The organism is Rhodococcus sp. B10 (assembly GCF_011770055.1).
Classification (GTDB): Bacteria; Actinomycetota; Actinomycetes; order Mycobacteriales; family Mycobacteriaceae; genus Rhodococcoides; species Rhodococcoides kyotonensis_B.
This window is the reverse complement of the sequence record NZ_JAAFYV010000017.1, coordinates 25,147-45,209: the sequence shown is the minus strand read 5'-3', so window position 1 is coordinate 45,209 and position 20,063 is coordinate 25,147. Positions and strand designations below refer to the sequence as shown.

General features: G+C 65.9%; 18 protein-coding genes. 9 read left to right on the top strand and 9 right to left on the bottom strand.

The window, feature by feature from the left end; translation table 11 throughout:
• Positions 1–118: 118 nt before the first annotated feature.
• Genes RhoFasB10_RS13190 through mptB form a run of 4 tightly spaced genes read right to left on the bottom strand, consistent with a single transcriptional unit; the run spans position 119 to position 4,471 of the window.
• Entirely contained in the window at positions 119–1,087 is a 969-nt protein-coding gene (locus RhoFasB10_RS13190; RefSeq protein ID WP_068425931.1) for a heme A synthase, read from the bottom strand.
• A gap of 47 nt (positions 1,088–1,134) precedes the next feature.
• Positions 1,135–1,932, bottom strand: coding sequence for an ABC transporter permease (locus RhoFasB10_RS13185; protein ID WP_068424240.1), 798 nt, complete (start codon positions 1,930–1,932; stop codon positions 1,135–1,137).
• A complete protein-coding gene (locus RhoFasB10_RS13180) occupies positions 1,929–2,876 on the bottom strand; it encodes an ABC transporter ATP-binding protein (protein WP_157105278.1) in 948 nt (315 codons plus the stop codon). The genes RhoFasB10_RS13185 and RhoFasB10_RS13180 overlap by 4 nt, the downstream gene beginning before the upstream one ends.
• A complete protein-coding gene (mptB, locus tag RhoFasB10_RS13175; protein WP_346764394.1) occupies positions 2,873–4,471 on the bottom strand; it encodes a polyprenol phosphomannose-dependent alpha 1,6 mannosyltransferase MptB in 1,599 nt (532 codons plus the stop codon). Before mptB ends, RhoFasB10_RS13180 begins: the two co-directional genes overlap by 4 nt.
• Positions 4,472–4,778: 307 nt before the next feature.
• Between mptB and RhoFasB10_RS13170 the strand changes: the two genes are divergently transcribed.
• The 7 genes from RhoFasB10_RS13170 to RhoFasB10_RS13140 are packed head-to-tail and all read left to right on the top strand — an operon-like array spanning position 4,779 to position 11,236.
• The gene (locus RhoFasB10_RS13170) at positions 4,779–5,621 is read left to right on the top strand and encodes a transcriptional regulator (RefSeq protein WP_308115103.1); all 843 of its coding nucleotides are present in this window, start codon (positions 4,779–4,781) and stop codon (positions 5,619–5,621) included.
• Positions 5,618–7,072 carry a Fe-S cluster assembly protein SufB gene (sufB, locus tag RhoFasB10_RS13165; RefSeq protein WP_068424238.1) on the top strand — a complete coding sequence of 485 codons (1,455 nt, stop codon included), beginning with the start codon at positions 5,618–5,620 and terminating at the stop codon, positions 7,070–7,072. Before RhoFasB10_RS13170 ends, sufB begins: the two co-directional genes overlap by 4 nt.
• A complete protein-coding gene (gene sufD / locus RhoFasB10_RS13160; protein WP_068424236.1) occupies positions 7,073–8,305 on the top strand; it encodes a Fe-S cluster assembly protein SufD in 1,233 nt (410 codons plus the stop codon).
• A gap of 31 nt (positions 8,306–8,336) precedes the next feature.
• Positions 8,337–9,107, top strand: coding sequence for a Fe-S cluster assembly ATPase SufC (gene sufC, locus RhoFasB10_RS13155; protein WP_068424234.1), 771 nt, complete (start codon positions 8,337–8,339; stop codon positions 9,105–9,107).
• Between the two features lie 14 nt (positions 9,108–9,121).
• Positions 9,122–10,384, top strand: coding sequence for a cysteine desulfurase (locus RhoFasB10_RS13150; protein WP_068425920.1), 1,263 nt, complete (start codon positions 9,122–9,124; stop codon positions 10,382–10,384).
• A gap of 1 nt (position 10,385) precedes the next feature.
• Positions 10,386–10,853: a Fe-S cluster assembly sulfur transfer protein SufU gene (gene sufU / locus RhoFasB10_RS13145; RefSeq protein ID WP_068424232.1), complete on the top strand. Its 468-nt coding sequence runs from the start codon at positions 10,386–10,388 to the stop codon at positions 10,851–10,853.
• Complete coding sequence (locus RhoFasB10_RS13140) at positions 10,850–11,236, top strand: metal-sulfur cluster assembly factor (protein WP_068424231.1); 387 nt, start codon at positions 10,850–10,852, stop codon at positions 11,234–11,236. The genes sufU and RhoFasB10_RS13140 overlap by 4 nt, the downstream gene beginning before the upstream one ends.
• 87 nt (positions 11,237–11,323) lie before the next feature.
• On the opposite strand, the gene RhoFasB10_RS13135 is transcribed toward RhoFasB10_RS13140, so the two are convergent.
• Genes RhoFasB10_RS13135 through RhoFasB10_RS13125 form a run of 3 tightly spaced genes read right to left on the bottom strand, consistent with a single transcriptional unit; the run spans position 11,324 to position 14,256 of the window.
• Positions 11,324–12,289 (bottom strand): Ku protein, encoded by a 966-nt coding sequence (locus RhoFasB10_RS13135; RefSeq protein WP_068424230.1) that lies wholly within the window; start codon positions 12,287–12,289, stop codon positions 11,324–11,326.
• A gap of 51 nt (positions 12,290–12,340) precedes the next feature.
• Entirely contained in the window at positions 12,341–13,471 is a 1,131-nt protein-coding gene (locus RhoFasB10_RS13130) for a lycopene cyclase family protein (protein WP_254303474.1), read from the bottom strand.
• Positions 13,468–14,256 carry an SDR family oxidoreductase gene (locus RhoFasB10_RS13125; protein ID WP_068424224.1) on the bottom strand — a complete coding sequence of 263 codons (789 nt, stop codon included), beginning with the start codon at positions 14,254–14,256 and terminating at the stop codon, positions 13,468–13,470. The genes RhoFasB10_RS13130 and RhoFasB10_RS13125 overlap by 4 nt, the downstream gene beginning before the upstream one ends.
• 157 nt (positions 14,257–14,413) lie before the next feature.
• On the opposite strand from RhoFasB10_RS13125, the gene RhoFasB10_RS13120 reads away from it, so the two are divergent.
• Both RhoFasB10_RS13120 and RhoFasB10_RS26330 read left to right on the top strand, forming a co-directional pair.
• Positions 14,414–16,045, top strand: coding sequence for an ABC-F family ATP-binding cassette domain-containing protein (locus RhoFasB10_RS13120; protein ID WP_068424222.1), 1,632 nt, complete (start codon positions 14,414–14,416; stop codon positions 16,043–16,045).
• A 166-nt stretch (positions 16,046–16,211) separates the two neighbouring features.
• Positions 16,212–16,442, top strand: coding sequence for a helix-turn-helix domain-containing protein (locus tag RhoFasB10_RS26330; protein WP_068424220.1), 231 nt, complete (start codon positions 16,212–16,214; stop codon positions 16,440–16,442).
• On the opposite strand, the gene RhoFasB10_RS13110 is transcribed toward RhoFasB10_RS26330, so the two are convergent.
• Positions 16,439–17,014: a TetR/AcrR family transcriptional regulator gene (locus tag RhoFasB10_RS13110; RefSeq protein WP_068424218.1), complete on the bottom strand. Its 576-nt coding sequence runs from the start codon at positions 17,012–17,014 to the stop codon at positions 16,439–16,441. The genes RhoFasB10_RS26330 and RhoFasB10_RS13110 overlap by 4 nt on opposite strands.
• A gap of 114 nt (positions 17,015–17,128) precedes the next feature.
• Entirely contained in the window at positions 17,129–19,933 is a 2,805-nt protein-coding gene (gene acnA, locus RhoFasB10_RS13105; RefSeq protein ID WP_068424217.1) for an aconitate hydratase AcnA, read from the bottom strand.
• Between the last annotated feature and the right edge of the window lie 130 nt (positions 19,934–20,063).

Sequence of the window (20,063 nt, the reverse complement as noted above, 5' to 3'; positions counted from 1 at the left end):
TTCCCCGAAACCGGGGAACCGAATGTTTCCGGGTCGCGTCGAATATGAGTGGAGAGGTAGTCGGTCGTCTGAGGGGGAGACCGGCTGCCTCTCCCCTCGTGAGGTCTGACTTCCAGCTCTAGATCGCTGCGCTGTCCACCAGCTCGTCGGCAGGAGTACGAGCCCGGCATGCCGCCCACACGGCCGCGGTCGCTGCGGTGCAGGCGCCCGCTCCGGCCACGTGCACGGCCACCAGTGCGGCGGGCACGTCCGTGAAGTACTGGACGACACCGACGAGGGCTTGTGCGACGACGGTCGCGATGAGCACCCAGAGGCGCTTCTTGACCGTGTCGGAGGCTCGCACGGCGTACAGCGCGAATCCGAGTCCGACCAGAAGGGCGAGGTAGGCAACGAGCAGCTGTGCATGCAGGTGCACCAGCGTGACGATCTCGATCTCGAGACGCGGAACCGGCTCGTCGATGCTCTTGTCGCCGGCGTGCGGGCCTGCGCCGGTCACCATCGTGCCCGCGACGAGCACGGCTGCGAGCACGATGCCGGACAATCCGGCGAGCATGCGCAGAGGCTCGGGCACGGTTCGCGTGGACACGACGTTCTCGTCGGGTTCGGCGACCTTGAAGTACAACAACGTGGCCAGCCACACCATCGCCATCGAGACCACCAGGTGGATGGCGACGGTCCACCACAGCAGACCGGTGAGAACGGTGAATCCGCCGATGATCGCCTGCACGACGGTTCCGAGCGGCATCAGCCACGCGAAAAGAAGTACGTTGCGACGACGACGCGCCCGCGTCACGGCGAGGACGATCGCTGCAGCGGCGAGCACGACGACGAACGTCAGAAGCCGGTTTCCGAACTCGACTGCCTGGTGCAGCACCGGTACTTCCGACACACCGACCGGCGTGAAACTGCCGGGGAAGCACTGCGGCCACGTCGGGCATCCGAGTCCGGACGCCGTGACGCGCACGATCGCGCCGGTCACGGCGATGCCGCCCTGGGTCAGGATGACGATGAACGCCAGGATCTTCTGCACTCGAAGCGAGGGCAGCGGAAGACGGTCGACGACGCTCAGAAACGCTCGATACAGCACGTGGTGATCGTAGTGGTCGATCAACTACAGGCTGTCGTTGACCCCGGTCAGACGAACTTGAACAGCCGAACGGCCAGCCAGGAACAGACGACGGTCCAGCCGGCGAGCACGGCGACGCCGAACCAGTCCCACGAACCGGACACCGCGTTGCCGAGTGCTTCCGCAAGGGCCCCGGACGGGACGAACCGCGCGATGGTGTGCAGCGCGACCGGCAGGTCGTCGCTCAGCACGACGAGCGAGCCGATTCCGAGCATCACGAACCAGAGGATGTTGGCGAGCGCGAGCACGATCTCCGCGCGCAGAGTTCCGCCGAGCAGCAGACCCATCGTCGCGAACGTGACGGTCCCGAGGGCGATGATCACCGCGCCGAGTACCAGTCCGCCTGCGCCGGGGCGCCACCCCAGCAACGCCCCGATGGCGCCGAGCAGTACCGACTGCAGGACGACGACGAGTACGACGGCCACGGCCTTGCCGCCGATGATGCCCCACTTGGGCAGCGGCGTCGCACCCAGACGTTTCAATGCGCCGTAACGGCGATCGAATCCGACTGCGATGGCCTGTCCGGTGAACGCCGTCGACATGATCGCGACCATCATCACCGCGGGCACGACCTGGTCGACGGGTTCCTTGCCCATCGCGCCGAGGGGCAGAAGAGTGAGACCCACGAGCAACGTGATGGGGATGAACATCGTCAGCAGAAGCTGTTCGCCGTTGCGCAGCAACAACTTCAGCTCGAGCATGGACTGCGACGTCAGCATCGTGAGTGGCGAGTTCGGCGACGGGTCGGGTGTGAAGAGTCCCGCGTCGAAACGGTTGTCGCTGCGTGCGTCCTTGCGCACCGTCATCGTCTGAGCTCCCTGCCGGTCAATTCGAGAAACACGTCTTCCAGGCGACGTTGATCCACCTGGAGTTCCGTCGCGAGAACGTTCTGCTGTGCGCACCACGACGTCACCGTCACGAGGATGTCCGGTTCGATGACGCCCTCGATCACGTACGAGCCGGGCGACTCCTCGGACGGTCGATAGCCGACGGGGAGGGCGGCGTCGAGAAGCGAGAGCTCGAGGCCAGGGGGAGCGGTGAAGCGAAGGCGTCCCTCGGCGCCCTGCTTCGTCAGTTCCGATGCCGTGCCCGACGCCACGATACGGCCGTGGTCGACGATGACGAGCTGGTCGGCGAGCTGTTCGGCCTCGTCCATGAGGTGGGTCGTCAGCAGCACGCTGACGCCGTCCCGCCGCAGCGCCTCGACGAGTTCCCAGACCAACAGACGCGCCTGCGCGTCGAGACCGGCCGTCGGTTCGTCGAGAAAGACCAGTTCGGGCCTACCGACGATGGCGCACGCGAGAGCGAGCCGCTGCTGTTGACCGCCGGACAGCCGTCGATACGGCGTCTTGACGGTGCGGTCCAGGCCGAGACACGTGAGCAGCCAGTCGGGGTCGAGCGGATTCGCGGAGTACGACGCGACCAGGTGCAACATCTCGCCGGCCTTGGCGCCCGGGTAGGCGCCGCCTCCCTGCAACATGACACCGATGCGGGGGCGTAGCTGGGCCGATTGCGTGATCGGGTCGAGGCCGAGCACTCGGACGGTTCCCGAATCAGGGGTGACGAATCCTTCGCACATCTCGACGGTGGTCGTCTTGCCTGCTCCGTTGGGTCCGAGCAGAGCGAGCACCTGACCACGTTCGACGGTGATGTCGAGTCCGTCGACGGCCAGAAGTCCGTTGTACGACTTCCGCACATCGGTCAGCTGTACGGCAGGTTGCGTCGAGGAGTTCGACGAGCGCACGATCACGAGGAACCAGCGTATTCCCCTGCCGATGTCCGGCGTGTCTGCGGTCCGACCTCGGACCGCCACGGCAGCGTCGAGCGGGTCAGGAGATACAGGACGCCGATGGTCAGGATGGTCATGACGGCTGCCTGGACGATCTGGAACGGCAGATACTCGCTGCCGTTCGGCATGAGGATGACGCTGACGATCGTCGAGAAGACGATCGCAGGAACACGGAACGCAGGCCGTGTCGCCCACGCCGCGAGCGGGATGACCGCCCACAGCAGGTACCACGGCTGGACCACCGGGAACAGCAGTACGAGCGCACCGAGCGAGACGCCGAGCGCGCCGACCGGGTGCAACCGTCCCTTCAGGACCGCGACCAGCATCCTGATCGCGACGAAGCCTGCGACGACCGACGCGATCGGTCGTGTGAGACTCAGCATAGCCGTCGTGTGGTCGCCGAGGCCGAGGAGCACGCCGACGAACCCGGTGCCGACGCCCAGGATGGTCGGGATCGACATCCAGCTGCGCACGACGCTCGCGGTCCCGAGGGTGTGCACCCACCCGAAGCCGAGGCCACTCGCGAGACTGACCCCGACGTGCACGATCACCGCCACGACACCGAGCAGCGCTGCCGCCGAGACGACGGCCTTGACCGTTCCGCCCCATCGTCGGGCGAGTGCCATCCCGACGAACCCGAGCGCGAGCAGCGACGGGATCTTCACCGTCGACGACAGGGCGATCAGCGCCGCGCCGGACAGCAGAAGAGCCAACGACGCGTTCCTGATGGGCGACGCGGATTCGATGGCGCGCCACGCGAGCTCGGTACCGGCGAGCATCAGTCCGATCATCAGGGCTTCGTTGTGGATGCCCGCCACCAGGTGGAAGAGCAGCAGGGGGTTGGCGGCACCGAGCCACAACGCGCTGACCGCGGCGACACCGCAGCGCCGAGCGAGGCGGGGTAGCGCCCAGACGATCAACGCGACACCGACGAGGGCAAGCAACCGATGCAGGAAGATGCCCGCGACGATGTTCTCACCCGTCAGCCACGTGATGCCGCGCCCGATCCAGAGGAAGAACGGGCCGTACGGCGCAGGCGTGTCTCGCCAGATGTTGGGAACGGTCCGCGTCAGGACGTTGTCGACGCCGAGTGCCCCTGCCGGCCCGATCTCGTAGGGGTCGAGGCCTCGCGCGGTGATCTCGCTCTGGGCGAGGTAGGAGTAGACGTCGCGGGAGAACATCGGCGGTGCGACGCACAGCGGAAGGATCCACAGCAGCAGGGTGCGATCGAGTTGGGAACGCGTCATTCGTCGGGGGACCGATCCGTCGCGCAGACGCCCGACGGCGAAGCGGCCGAGCAACAGCCATGCCAACACGACGATGACGGTTCCGGTCATGGTGATCGTCAGAGCCGAGCTCGCCATGCGCGACGGCAGGCTCAGCACCCGGACTCCGGCGACCGGATTCTGCAGGACCGGTTGCGCTCCTGCGCCGAGCGCGCCGACGGCCATGAGAATCGCGCCTGCCGCGCCGAACCGTCGTATCGCCCGTAGCTGCGACGTTTCCGACGCGTTCAGACCGGGCGCCTCGGGCTCGTCACCGTGCAGCGCAGCCACACTCGCCGACGACGGGTGGCGTGTGTCGAGGCCGACGAGTCGCCGCGCCGAGTGGACTACCGTGCGCGGGAGTTGCCCGAGGCGTCGTCCGGGATGATCGGTCGGGGTGACCGAGGAGTCCGCGAAGTTCTCGTCGTCGGCGGTCTGTGGCACGTGTGAAGCGTAACCGTGCGGGCCGCACGCGCGGTCGGTCCGGTCCGAGGGCACTCCAACAACGGGTGGACGACGGATATTCCCTGGTGCCGCCGGTCGGTGAAGAAGGGCACCCTTGGTGGACCGGTGCGGGTAATTCCGTCACACTGGTGTTGTGAAAACATCCGTCAGTCGCATGCGCGCCGCCGAGAACAGCCGTTCTCGTGCCGACGTGTCCGCGTCCGAGCAGGCTGTCGTCACGTCGAGTTCGCCGTCGTCGGTAGCCGCGCCCGTCGGTCACGAGGGGCAGACGCGGAACGCCGTCGTCACATTACTGCTCGAAGAAGGACCGATCACGGCGTCGGACATCGGGTCGCGGCTCGGTGTGAGCGCGGCAGGGGTCAGGCGCCATCTCGACGCACTCATCGAGACCGGCGAAGCGCGCGTCGCATCCTCGGCAGCCGTTCGGCATCGGGGCCGCGGTCGCCCCGCGAAGCACTTCCAGCTGACGGCCGTCGGACGGAACAGGCTGGGCCACACGTACGACGACCTGGCCGGTGCCGCGATGCGTCAGCTGCGCAAGATCGGTGGCGACGCCGCGATCGAGACGTTCGCCCGGCAACGCGTCGACGCCATCGTCGCCGACGTCGAGCCCGCGGCAGGTGAACGTGCAGTCGACGTCACCGAGGCAGCGGACCGGATCGCCGACGCGTTCACCGCCGCCGGTTTCGCCGCGTCCACCCGAAAGGTGGGCAACGGGGTGCAGATCTGCCAGCACCACTGCCCGGTCTCGCACGTGGCATCGGAGTTTCCGGAGTTGTGCGACGCCGAACGTCGTGCATTCTCCGAACTGCTCGGCACGCACGTCCAACGACTCGCGACCATCGCCAACGGCGATTGCGCATGCACCACCCACGTTCCACTGAACACCCCGCACGTTCGTTCCACCCCCTCCAGAACATCCGGTGCACAGCCCAGTGCCGGAGAACGTACAAGCCTCCGGAAGGAGCTCGCATGACCGTCTCACCAGACCAGGTGACCCCAGCTGCGCCCGCAGCCCCGCTGACGCAGGACGAGACCATTGCGTCACTCGGTAACTACGGATACGGATGGGCGGATTCGGACGTCGCCGGGGCAAGCGCTCAGCGCGGACTGTCCGAAGCGGTGGTTCGCGACATCTCGGCCAAGAAGAACGAGCCCGAGTGGATGCTCGAGGCCCGGCTGAAGGCCCTCAAGACCTTCGATCGCAAGCCGATGCCGTCGTGGGGTTCCGACCTCGACGGAATCGACTTCGACAACATCAAGTACTTCGTCCGCTCCAGCGAGAAGCAGGCAGCGACGTGGGACGATCTGCCGTCGGACATCAAGAACACCTACGACAAGCTCGGCATCCCCGAGGCCGAGAAGCAGCGCCTCGTGTCGGGCGTCGCGGCACAGTACGAGTCCGAGGTCGTCTACCACTCCATCCGTGAGGATCTCGAAGCTCAGGGTGTGCTGTTCCTCGACACCGACACCGCTCTGAAGGAGCAGCCGGAGCTGTTCCGCGAGTACTTCGGAACCGTCATTCCCGCCGGTGACAACAAGTTCTCGGCGCTCAACACGGCCGTGTGGTCGGGTGGCTCGTTCATCTACGTGCCGCCGGGCGTCCACGTCGACATCCCGCTGCAGGCGTACTTCCGCATCAACACCGAGAACATGGGTCAGTTCGAGCGCACGCTGATCATCGTCGACGAGGGTGCGTACGTGCACTACGTCGAGGGATGCACCGCGCCGATCTACAAGTCGGACTCGCTGCACTCCGCCGTCGTCGAGATCATCGTCAAGAAGGGCGGTCGCTGCCGCTACACGACCATCCAGAACTGGTCGAACAACGTCTACAACCTCGTCACCAAGCGCGCCAAGGCAGAAGCAGGGGCGACGATGGAGTGGATCGACGGCAACATCGGTTCCAAGGTCACGATGAAGTACCCGGCCGTCTGGATGACGGGCGAGCACGCCAAGGGCGAGGTTCTGTCGGTGGCGTTCGCCGGTCCGGACCAGCACCAGGACACCGGGTCGAAGATGCTGCACCTCGCGCCGCACACGTCGTCGAACATCGTCAGCAAGTCCGTCGCACGCGGTGGTGGACGCACGTCCTACCGCGGTCTGATCCAGATCAACAAGGGCGCACACGGCTCGCGTTCGACGGTCAAGTGCGACGCACTGCTCGTCGACACGATCTCCCGCTCGGACACCTACCCGTACGTCGACATCCGTGAGGACGACGTCTCGATGGGACACGAGGCGACGGTCTCGAAGGTCAGCGACGATCAGCTCTTCTACCTGATGAGCCGCGGCCTCACCGAGGACGAGGCGATGGCGATGGTCGTTCGCGGATTCGTCGAGCCGATCGCTCGCGAGCTCCCCATGGAATACGCGCTCGAGCTCAACCGGCTCATCGAGCTTCAGATGGAAGGATCGGTCGGTTAAGTGACCAACCCCGCAACAGGCGCGCAGGGTCCCCTCACGGGAGTGCAGGGCGCAGTGGCGTCCGAGAACCCCGGCGCGAAGGAAGACAAGTCGAAGCTGGTCGCCAACAAGGGCGCTCAGTTCACCTCCTACGACGTGAACGCGTTCGAGGTGCCGTCGGGACGTGACGAGCTGTGGCGGTTCACGCCTCTGCGTCGACTCCGTGGCCTGCACGACGGTTCCGCTGTCGCCACCGCCGGCTCCGACATCGCGGTCACCGCGGTGGACGGCGTCACCGTCGAGAAGGTCGGTCGCGACGACGACCGTCTCGGCGTGGCCGGTGTGCCCGCCGATCGTATTGCGGCGCAAGCGTTTTCGTCGTTCGCCGATGCGACCGTCGTGACCGTGGCGCGCGAGCAGGAGATCGCCGAGCCGATCGACGTCACCGTCACCGGCCCGGGTGCCGACGCGATCGCATTCGGTCACCTGCAGATTCGGCTCGAACCGTTTGCGAAGGCAACCGTCGTCGTCGACCAGGTCGGCAGCGGCACGTATGCCGAGAACATCGAGTTCGTCGTCGGCGACAGCGCGCAGCTCACCGTGGTGCTGCTGCAGAGTTGGCAGCAGGACGCCGTCCACGTCGCGGCACATCACGCTCGGCTCGGGCGCGATGCGGTGTTGCGGCACTTCAACGTCAGCCTGGGTGGCGATCTGGTTCGCGTCAGCCCGACGGTGCACTACGACGCACCCGGTGGCGACGCCGAACTCCTCGGCCTCTACTTCGCCGACGCCGGCCAGCACCTCGAGCAGCGACTGCTGGTCGATCACACGGCGCCGAAGTGCAAGTCCAACGTTCTCTACAAGGGTGCGCTGCAGGGCGAGACCGGTCCGGGCAAGCAGGACGCGCACACCGTTTGGATCGGCGACGTGCTCATTCGCGCCGAGGCCGAGGACACCAGCACGTTCGAGTTCAACCGGAACCTCGTTCTGACGGACGGTGCGCGCGCCGATTCGGTGCCGAACCTCGAGATCGAGACCGGCGAGATCCTCGGTGCAGGACACGCCAGTGCAACGGGACGATTCGACGACGAGCAGCTGTTCTATCTGCGCGCTCGCGGAATCTCCGAGGACGCAGCCCGACGTCTGATCGTCCGCGGCTTCTTCCACGAGATCATCGAACGTATTCCGGTGCCCGCCGTGCGCGAGCGTCTCGACGCCGCCATCGAGATCGAACTCGCCGTCACCGGCGCTTGAGCCCACCTCTCACACTTCGAAGGAACTACAGATGTCCACGCTCGAAATCCGCGACCTGCACGTCAGCGTCGCGCAGTCGGATCCGACCGCCCCGTCCATCGACATCCTCAAGGGCGTCGATCTGACCGTGAAGTCCGGCGAGACCCACGCGATCATGGGTCCGAACGGATCCGGCAAGTCGACGCTGTCGTACGCGATCGCCGGCCACCCCAAGTACACCGTGACGTCGGGCAGCATCACCCTCGACGGTGAAGACGTGCTCGAGATGTCCGTCGACGAGCGGGCTCGCGCAGGACTCTTCCTGGCGATGCAGTACCCGGTCGAGGTGCCCGGCGTCTCGATGTCGAACTTCCTGCGCACCGCCGCGACCGCGGTCCGCGGCGAGGCGCCGAAGCTGCGTCACTGGGTCAAGGAAGTCAAGACCGCCATGGGCGAACTCGAGATCAAGGAAGAGTTCGCCGAGCGCAGCGTCAACGAAGGCTTCTCCGGTGGCGAGAAGAAGCGCCACGAGATCCTGCAGCTCGGTCTGCTCAAGCCGAAGATCGCGATCCTCGACGAGACCGACTCCGGCTTGGACGTCGACGCGCTGCGCGTCGTGTCCGAGGGCGTCAACACCTACCGGGAGCGCGAGGACGGCGGCGTTCTGCTGATCACGCACTACACGCGAATCCTGCGCTACATCAAGCCCGATTTCGTGCATGTGTTCGTCGGCGGCAAGGTCGTCCAGTCGGGCGGCGCCGAGCTGGCCGACGAGCTCGAGACGAACGGATACGCAGGATTCACGCAGACCGCGACATTGTGAGGACGGAGGCACCGGTGGCTTCGAAGGACGATGCGTTCGACGTCGACACGATTCGCGCCGACTTTCCGATCCTCGGGCGAACCGTCCGCGACGACAAGCCTTTGGTGTACCTCGATTCCGGCGCGACATCGCAGCGTCCGGTACAGGTGCTCGACGCCGAACGTGACTTTCTGGTGACGTGCAACGCCGCGGTTCACCGCGGCGCGCATCAGCTGGCCGAAGAGGCAACCGACGCGTACGAAGGTGCCCGCGCGGCCATCGCGTCGTTCGTCGGCGCCGACGTGAACGAGTTGGTGTTCACCAAGAACGCCACCGAGTCGTTGAACCTCGTCACGCATGTGTTCGGAGACGATCGGTTCGAGCACCGGGTCGGTCCCGGTGACGAGATCGTGATCACCGAACTCGAGCACCACGCCAACCTCGTTCCGTGGCAGGAACTCGCGCGTCGAACGGGTGCCACACTGCGCTGGTACGGCGTCACCGACGACGGACGCATCGATCTCGATTCGCTCGAGCTGACCGACGCCGTCAAGGTCGTCGCGTTCACTCACCAGTCGAACGTGACCGGTGCCGTTGCACCGGTGGCCGAGCTGGTTCGCCGTGCTCGAGCCGTCGGCGCGCTCGTCGTGCTCGACGCGTGCCAGTCGGTTCCGCACATGACCGTCGACTTCCATGCACTCGACGTCGACTACGCGGCGTTCTCCGGGCACAAGATGCTCGGCCCGTCCGGCGTCGGCGTCCTGTACGGCAAGGCCGCCTTGCTCGACGCGATGCCGCCGTTCATCACCGGCGGGTCGATGATCGAGACCGTGACGATGGAGAAGACCACGTACGCGCCGCCGCCGCAGCGTTTCGAGGCCGGCGTGCCGATGACGTCGCAGGTCGTCGGTCTCGGTGCCGCGGTCGACTACCTCGGCAAGATCGGTATGTCACGCATCGCCGGTCACGAGCACAGCTTGGTCGGCGCGACCTTGGAGCGGTTCGCCGCACTCGACGGGGTACGGGTCGTCGGCCCGACGGACAACGTCGATCGGGGTTCGGCCATCTCGTTCGTCGTCGACGGAATCCACGCGCACGACCTCGGTCAGATTCTCGACGACGAGGGCGTCGCCATCCGCGTCGGACATCACTGCGCGTGGCCACTGCATCGTCGATTCGGGGTCGCGGCCACCGCCAGGGCGTCGTTCGCGCTCTACAACACGCTCGACGAAGTCGATGCCCTGGTCGCCGCCATCGAGCGAGCGCAGAGGTTCTTCGGAACCGGTGAGGTGGCCTGAGATGCGAATGGAACAGATGTACCAGGACGTGATCCTGGACCACTACAAACACCCGCACGGCCGCGGCCTACGTGAGCCGTTCGGTGCCGAGGTGCATCACGTCAACCCGACGTGCGGTGACGAGGTCACTCTCCGCGTGCACATCGACGACGCGGGCACCGTCGCGGACGTGTCCTACGACGGTCAGGGCTGCTCCATCAGCCAGGCGGCGACGTCCGTCCTCACCGATCAGGTCGTCGGATTGGCGGTCCCCGAGGCTCTGCGCATCGTCGACGCGTTCGGCGAGATGGTCGGAAGCCGGGGTAGCGTCGAGGGTGACGAGGACGTCCTTGGCGACGGAATCGCATTCGCCGGAGTGTCGAAGTACCCCGCACGCGTCAAGTGCGCGCTGCTCGGGTGGATGGCTTTCAAGGACGCGGTTGTTCGAATAGTAGAAGAAGCTCCCGCTCGATCCGGAGGACAGGCATGACCGAACCACAAGCACCCGAGACAGCAGCAGAGGACACGACCGCCGCTGCTCCGCTCACCCCCGAAGAGATCAAGGTTCTCGAGGACCTCGAAGAAGCCATGCGCGACGTCGTCGACCCCGAGCTCGGCATCAACGTCGTCGACCTGGGCCTCGTCTACGACATCAAGGTCGACGACGAAGAGATCGTCACGATCGACATGACGCTGACGTCGGCGGCGTGCCCGCTGACGGACGTCATCGAGGACCAGGCCCGCGGTGCTCTCGTGCGCAGCGGCCTGTGCGCGGATCTGAAGATCAACTGGGTCTGGATGCCGCCGTGGGGCCCGGACAAGATCACCGAGGACGGACGCGAGCAGCTCCGCGCACTCGGCTTCACCGTCTAGCGATCGAAACGCTTCACCTCAGCACGAGAAACGCTCCGCGTCGGAAACATGACGCGGAGCGTTCTTCGTTCTGCCACTACGTTCTGCTCAGGCGCCCTTGCGCGTCTCGCTCGTGCCACCGGACGACTTCTTGGCGGCAGTTTTCTTCGCTGCCGTCTTCTTGGCGGGGGCCTTCTTCGCGGGTGTCTTCTTCGCCGCTGCCTTCTTGGCAGGTGCCTTCTTCGCGGCGGACTTCCCGGACGATTCCGTGGACGAACTCTTGGCGTTCCGGCCCGCGGCCTCGACACTGCGCTGCAGTGCCGCGACCAGGTCGACCACCTCGGCGTCCTCGCCGTCGTCGGACGTCTCTTCCTCGGTGTGGATGACCTTTTCACCACCGTTCGCGATGGTGTCGTCGAGCAGCTTGCGGAGTTCGATCTGGTAGTCGTCGGTGAACTCGGTCGGATCGAAGTCCGACGACATGCTCTCCACCAGCGACGTCGCCATCTTCACTTCCTGCGGACGTGCCTCGGGTGCGTCGTCGAGCGACGGGAACTCCGCTGCACGCACCTCGTCGGGCCACAGAAGAGTTTGAATGACCAGTGTCTCGTCGCGGACGCGCAGCGCGGCGAGCCTGGTCTTCTGGCGCAGCGTGAAGTGCACGAGCGCGGTCCGTTCGGTTTCGAGAAGGGTCTGCCTCAACAGCACGTAGGCCTTCGGCGACGTCGAATCGGGCTCGAGAAAATAGCTCTTGTCGTAGAGAATCGGATCGATCTGATCGGTCGGAACGAATTCGAGCACCGGTATCTCGTGCTTCTCCGCTGCCGGTAGTTTGTCGAAGTCCTCGTCGGTCAGGACGACCCGATCACCGTCGGGGGAGTCGTACGCCTTGTCGATGTCGGCGAACTGCACCGACTTTCCGCATTCGGAGCACACCCGGTCGTACTTGATGCGGCCGCCGTCCTTCGCGTGCACCTGGTGGAACCTGATGTCGTGGGTCTCCGTCGCCGAATAGACCTTCACCGGCACGTTGACGAGTCCGAAGGCGATCGATCCTTTCCAGATGCTACGCATGGGGTTCATGATTCCCGAGAAACGACAGCCGTGTCGAGCGAAGGGACCGATTCATCTGCCGGCGACCGTTCTCGCGATCGCCAACCGCGCACTCGGGGGCAGCGTCGGAAACATGCGCATCATGGCGCCCAGCGTGCCGCGCAGGTCGTTTCCGCCCGACAGATAGGCCGTCTGAAGGGGTACCGACAACTCGAAGAAACTCGCGAAGAAATCCGGAATCTGACGAGCCTCCAGATTCAGCGCCGTCCGCAGGCCCAGGTTGCGCAGACGTTGAACGGCCCAGATGGACGGCGAATGTCCAGAGCGGCCGCTCGTCACCGTGGCGAGGAATGCATCCGTCGTCGCGAGCGATGCGGCGACGCTGTATCCGGTGGCCGGGTGCATCGACGCCGAGCGTGCTCCGAACCGCCGCACCCCGCGATCCGCCCGGTCGCGCGGAGGGGGCTGGACCGCGAATTTCACGCGTTCGACGGCTTCGTCGCCGGTCAGGTCGAGTCCGCGTGTGCTCAGGCGCTGGACAAGCCTGTCGCGCAACACATCCGACGTGAGCGCAGGCGCTCCGACGAGGCACGTCTCCTCGAGCAGGATTCGGTGTTCGTCGAGCGCGACGGCGTAGAGGAAGCTCGGTGTGTCGGCGGGGTCGGATCCGTTGTCGGACCGCCAGTCCATGAACCAGGCGCCCTCACCTTCGAGCAGTTTCTCGCCCACATGCCGCTCGACGACGACGCCGTATGCCGTTTGTTCCGCGAGGCCGGCCATTCCGACCGAACCCCGCGCGTCGACGACGGTGCGCCCGTGGATGACTCGTCCGTCTGCGAGCGTCACCTGATGGCAGCGCACGTCGGTCGCGGTGGCGGCGACGACCCTGGCGGGATCCACGACGAGAGCACGCTGCAGCGCCGGCGTGTCCAGGACGCAGTAGGTGCGCTCGATCGCCTGCCTGCGCGTCGTCCATGCCGCCGGCCGCGTGGTGGACGACGCCGCAACGGACAGAGGAAGCCAACTCGGTAGCTCGTCCGCCCACGCGGAATAGGTGGGAGTCCACGTTCGATTCGGATGCGCGTCGATGCCCAGGACATCGATGCCGGACGCCTCGGCGCGGTGCATCAGAGACCGGCCTGCCGGCCCCATGCCGATGACGACGAGGTCGGCCGATCGCCGGTGCGGTGCGGGCTCGTTCACAGCCCGCCGGTTGCCAGCAGGCCGCCGTCGACGCGAATCGTCTCGCCGGTGATCCACGACGACGCGTCGGACACGAGGAACCCGACCAGCGACGCGACATCCTCGGGAGTCCCGAGCCTCTTCATCGGGTACATCGCCGCGGCCTTGTCCTCGCCCGCCGCGACCAGCGCCTCCGCGAACTTGGTCTTCACGACGCCGGGTGCGACTGCGTTGACGCGAATCGACGGGCCGAGCTGCCAGGCGAGTTCTTCGGTCAACCGGATCAGCGCAGCTTTCGACGCACCGTAGGCGGCGATCACACCGGTGGACCGAAGGCCTGCCACGCTGGCGAGATTGACGACCGCCCCGCCGTGCTCGCCCATCCACTGGCGATAGGCCTCCTGCACGAATCCGAGGGTGGCGACGACGTTGGTGTCGAAGATCTTCTTGACGCCGTCGAGGTCGGCGTCCATCAGCGAGCCGTACACGGGGTTGATGCCGGTGTTGTTGACGAGAATGTCGATCGAGCCGAACTGCTCGATCGTCTGCGTCACCGCGTCACGTCGTGAATCCGCGTCGCCCGCGTTTCCCGGTACGGCGTGCACCCTCGCTGCGTCGCCGGCCTCGGCGCCGAGGTCGCGGGCCGCGTCGGCCAGCGGTTCCGGCTTTCGCGCGGTGATCGTGACCGAGGCGCCGCGGGCGAGCAACTCGGCCGCTATCGCCTTTCCGATGCCTCGACTCGCCCCTGTGACCAGAGCAACTCGTCCGGCAAGGTCCTTCTCGTCTGCTGTGTTCGCGGTGGTCATGCGCCAGACGTTACCGGGGTCACGGCCCATAGTGGCGGGAGCACACTCCGGGAGCGGCTAAAATGAGTGGTTGCTCGGGTCACCGTCCGGGCACCATTCGTAGCAAAGCCGATCGCGTCGACGTTCGGACCTGCCCGCTATCGCTAGGAGCTCATGCGTGATCACCGCCACCGACTTGGAAGTTCGTGCCGGTGTCCGCACGTTGCTCTCAGCCCCTGGACCTGCACTGCGCGTCCAGGCAGGTGACAGGATCGGTCTCGTCGGCCGTAACGGTGCAGGCAAGACCACCACGCTCCGGATTCTGGCGGGCGAGGGCGAACCGTACGCCGGCCAGGTCGTGCGTACGGGCGAGCTCGGGTACCTGCCGCAGGATCCGAAAGAAGGAGACCTCGACGTCCTGGCCAAGGACCGGGTGCTCTCCGCTCGCGGCCTGGACACGCTGCTGCGCCAGATGGAGAAGCAGCAAGCTCTGATGGCCGAGCTCGTCGACGACAACCGCCTCGACAAGGCCGTGCGCAAATACAGCTCCCTCGAAGAGCGGTTCGCGTCGCTGGGCGGGTACGAGGCGGAGAGCGAGGCCGCACGCATCTCGAACAGTCTCGGTCTGCCCGACCGCATCCTGGCTCAGCCGCTGCGCACATTGTCGGGTGGTCAGCGTCGTCGCGTGGAATTGGCGCGCATCCTGTTCGCGGCGTCCGACGGTAGCGGCGGTCGATCCACCACCACGTTGCTGCTCGACGAGCCGACGAACCACCTCGACGCGGACTCGATCAACTGGCTTCGTAGCTTCCTGCAGAACCACGAGGGCGGTCTGATCGTGATCAGCCACGACGTCGAACTGCTGGGGGACGTCGTCAACCGTGTTTGGTTCCTCGACGCCGTCCGCGGCGAGGCCGACATCTACAACATGAACTGGAAGAAGTACATCGACGCCCGGGCGACCGACGAGCAGCGTCGACGCCGCGAGCGCGCCAACGCCGAGAAGAAGGCGGGCGCGCTGCGCGCCCAGGCGGCCAAGATGGGCGCCAAGGCGACGAAAGCCGTTGCAGCACAGAACATGGCGAAGCGGGCCGACAAGTTGCTGGCCAACCTCGATGCCGAGCGCGTGTCGGACAAGGTCGCCCACATCCGCTTCCCCGAACCGGCACCGTGCGGCAAGACCCCGCTGATGGCCTCGAACCTGACGAAGATGTACGGATCGCTCGAGATCTTCGCCGGTGTCGACCTCGCCATCGACCGCGGCAGCCGCGTCGTCGTGCTCGGACTGAACGGTGCGGGCAAGACGACGCTCCTGCGCATCCTGGCCGGATCGGAGAAATCCGATTCCGGTCAGCTGGAACCCGGCCACGGTCTACGCGTCGGGTACTTCGCGCAGGAGCACGACACCCTCGACGACAACGCGTCGGTGTGGGAGAACATCCGACACGCGGCGCCGGACACGGGGGAGCAGGAGCTCAGGTCGCTGTTGGGTGCGTTCATGTTCACCGGCCCGCAGTTGGAGCAGCCCGCAGGCACGCTGTCCGGTGGTGAGAAGACTCGCCTCGCCCTGGCGGGTCTGGTGTCGTCGGCCGCCAACGTGCTGCTGCTCGACGAGCCCACCAACAACCTCGATCCGATCTCGCGAGAGCAGGTTCTCGACGCGCTGCGCAGCTACAAGGGTGCCGTCGTCCTCGTGACGCACGACCCGGGTGCAGCCGAGGCGCTCTCGCCCGAGCGTGTGATCCTGCTGCCCGACGGTACCGAGGATCACTGGTCTCAGGACTACCTGGAGCTCATTCAGCTGGCCTGACCGGTCGCTTCGGACGATTCGGCTGTTCTCCGATGGCGTCCGGTGACCTCCTCTACCCTGAAGTCACGGGGGGTTTTCGGTGAGTGAGGTTCGCTGACTGGAGGACGCCATGGGCCGCGCACAACCACGAGGGACCATCCCGAACGGTGATCCACGTGCGGGAGCTGTGTCCGCGGTCGGTGCCGAGTACACGAAAGGCACTCGTATCACCGGGGATTCGCGTGATCGGCTGCGGGCGATGCTCGTGGACCGGTACGCGTCGGGTGCGAGCATTCGATCGCTCGCCGAGCAGACCGGTCGCTCCTACGGATTCGTGCACAAGGTGTTGGCCGAGTCGGACACACCGCTGCGTACGCGCGGTGGTCCGAACCGACGTAAGTCCGCGCGGCCGGATTAGTTGTTCGTGTCCGACTTCCGCACGGACTCCTCGACGAGATCGAGAACTGCGGACAGGTTGCTGCCGTTCTGTCCCGACGCGATGCGCGCGACGAGGCCGTCCAGCACCAGATCCAGGTATTCGAGCACCACATCTTTCGGGACGTCGTCGCGTAGACGGCCCGCGGTCTTCTGCCGCTCGAGGCGGGCGAGAGTCGCATCGGTGAGTTCGGCCGACTGTTCCGACCAGCTCTCCCGGAACTCGCGGTCGGTCCTCAGTCGGCGCGCGATCTCCAACCTGGTTCCGAGCCACTCGAACCGATCGGGCTCGGCGAGCATGTCTCTCATGACCTGGACGAGACCCTGGTTCGCCGCGACCTCGGCCATGCGTCGGGCATCCTCCTGCGCAAGCGCGAGGAACAGGCCGTCCTTGTCCTTGAAATGGTGGAAGATCGCCCCTCGCGACAGCCCGGTGGCCTCTTCCAAGCGCCGTACCGTCGCGCCTTCGTAGCCGAACTCGCCGAAGCATCGTCGGGCGCCGTCGAGTATCTCGCTTCGTCTGGCGGCCAACTGATCTTCACTGACCTTGGGCACTTTGTCGTTCCTACTCTCGATGAAATCTCCGCCGAACGGCGATGGACCCGGAAGAAGCCACTTCCGGGTCCATCGCCGTGACGGAGCAGATCACTACTGCGGTCGAGGAACCGATCAGCCGCGAATCATGTTGCGCAGCACGTATTGCAGGATGCCACCGTTGCGGTAGTAGTCCGCCTCACCGGGGGTATCGATGCGCACGACGGCGTCGAACTCGATCTTGGTGCCGTCTTCCTTCGTGGCGGTCACGGCCATCGTCTTCGGCGTGACGCCCTCGTTCAGCTTCTCGATGCCGACGATGTCGAACGTCTCGGTGCCGTCGAGCTTCAGCGACGCGGCGCTCTCACCGGCCGGGAACTGAAGCGGGACAACGCCCATGCCGATGAGGTTCGAGCGGTGGATGCGCTCGAACGACTCGGTGATGACGGCCTTGACGCCGAGCAGACGGGTGCCCTTGGCGGCCCAGTCACGCGACGATCCCGAGCCGTACTCCTTGCCACCCAGCACGACGAGCGGGATGCCCGCTGCCTGGTAGTTCTGCGACGCGTCGTAGATGAACGCCTGCGGGCCGCCGTCCTGCGTGAAGTCGCGGGTGTAACCGCCCGAGACGTCGTCGAGGAGCTGGTTGCGCAGACGGATGTTCGCGAACGTTCCGCGAATCATCACCTCGTGGTTACCGCGACGCGAGCCGAGGGAGTTGTAGTCCTTGCGCTCGACGCCGTGCGCGTCGAGGTACTGCGCGGCCGGGGTACCGGACTTGATCGGGCCTGCCGGGCTGATGTGGTCGGTGGTGACCGAGTCGCCGAGCAGTGCCAGAACGCGTGCACCCTTGATGTCCTCGACGGGGGCCGGGTCCATCGTCATGCCGTCGAAGTACGGAGCCTTGCGGACGTACGTCGAGTTCTCGTCCCACGCGAAGGTGTCGCCCTCGGGCGTCTCGAGGTTCTGCCAACGGCTGTCGCCGGCGAAGATCGTCTCGTAGGACTTGCTGAACATGTCCCGACTGATCGCGGACTGGATGGTCTCCTCGATCTCCTGCGAGGACGGCCAGATGTCCTTCAGGTAGACGGGGTTGCCGTCCTGATCCGTTCCGAGCGAGTCGCTCTCGAAGTCGAAGTCCATCGTTCCGGCGAGACCGTACGCGATGACCAACGGAGGCGAAGCCAGGTAGTTCATCTTGACGTCGGGGGAGATGCGACCCTCGAAGTTACGGTTTCCGGAGAGAACCGCGGTGACGGACAGGTCGTTGTCGTTGATCGCCTTGGAGATCGGCTCGAGCAGCGGGCCGGTGTTGCCGATGCACGTGGTGCATCCGTAGCCGCCGAGGTAGTAGCCGAGCTTCTCGAGGTACGGCCACAGGCCGGCCTTCTCGTAGTAGTCGGTGACGACCTGCGAGCCCGGAGCCATGTTGGTCTTGACCCACGGCTTGGTCGACAGACCCTTCTCGACGGCGTTGCGTGCGAGCAGCGCAGCTCCGAGCATGACCGACGGGTTGGAGGTGTTGGTGCACGAGGTGATACCCGCGACGACCACGGCGCCGTGGTCGAGAACGAACTCTCCGGCCTCGTCGGTGACGACCTTGACCGGCTTGGTCGGGCGACCCTCGGAGCCGTTGGCGGCCGACTGAACGTCGACGGCACCGTCGTCGGCGAAGGACAGCACGGCCGGATCGCTCGCCGGGAACGACTCTTCGACTGCCTCGTCGAGCTGGGTGTGCTCGGCCGGGTAGTTCTCCTCCACGTAGTTGTGGATGTCCTTGCGGAACGCGACCTTGGAGTCCGACAGCAGGATTCGGTCCTGCGGACGCTTCGGGCCTGCGATCGAGGGGACGACAGTGCTGAGGTCGAGCTCGATGTACTCGGAGTACTCGGCTTCGTTGTCCGGGTCGTGCCAGAGGCCCTGCTCCTTGGCGTACGCCTCGACGAGAGCGATCTGCTCGTCGCTGCGGCCGGTGAGGCGCAGGTAGTTGATGGTCTCGTCGTCGATCGGGAAGATCGCTGCGGTGGAACCGAATTCGGGGCTCATGTTGCCCAGCGTCGCGCGGTTGGCCAGAGGAACCTCGGCCACGCCCTTGCCGTAGAACTCGACGAACTTGCCGACCACGCCGTGCTTGCGCAGCATGTCGGTAGCGGTCAGCACGACGTCGGTCGCGGTGACGCCCGGCTGGATCTCACCGGAGAGCTTGAACCCGACGACGCGGGGGATGAGCATCGAGACGGGCTGGCCCAGCATGGCTGCCTCGGCCTCGATACCGCCGACGCCCCAGCCCAGCACGCCGAGGCCGTTGACCATCGTGGTGTGCGAGTCGGTGCCGACACAGGTGTCGGGGTAGGCCTGGCCCTTGCGGGTCATGACCGTCGGTGCCAGGTACTCGATGTTGACCTGGTGGACGATGCCCATGCCGGGGGGGACGACCTTGAAGTCGTCGAACGCGCCCTGGCCCCAACGCAGGAACTGGTAACGCTCGCCGTTGCGCTCGTATTCGAGATCGACGTTGCGCTCGAGGGCATCGGCCTTGCCGAAGACGTCGAGGATGACCGAGTGGTCGATGACCATGTCGGCGGGGGACAGCGGGTTGACCTTGTTCGGGTCGCCGCCGAGAGTCGTCACAGCTTCGCGCATGGTGGCGAGGTCGACGACACAGGGAACGCCGGTGAAGTCCTGCATGATGACACGTGCAGGGGTGAACTGGATTTCGATGCTGGGGTCCGCGGACGGGTCCCACGACGCGATCGAACGAATGTGGTCGGCGGTGATGTTGGCACCGTCCTCGGTGCGAAGGAGGTTCTCCGCGAGGACCTTCAGCGCGTAGGGCAACTTCTCGGCGCCGGGCAGGGCCGACAGACGGAAGATCTCGTACGAGTTCTCTCCGACTTCGAGGGTGCCCTTTGCACCGAATGAATCATTACTGGCGGTCACTTCAGCTCCACTCGTCTATGAGGCACACCGCCGACGGGGCTGTGTCGACGGTTGAAGCGAGGCGTACGTCGCGGGCCGGTTGGCGCGGGTGAACGTCTCGTTCTCGAGTCTAACAGTACGCTTGTCCGGT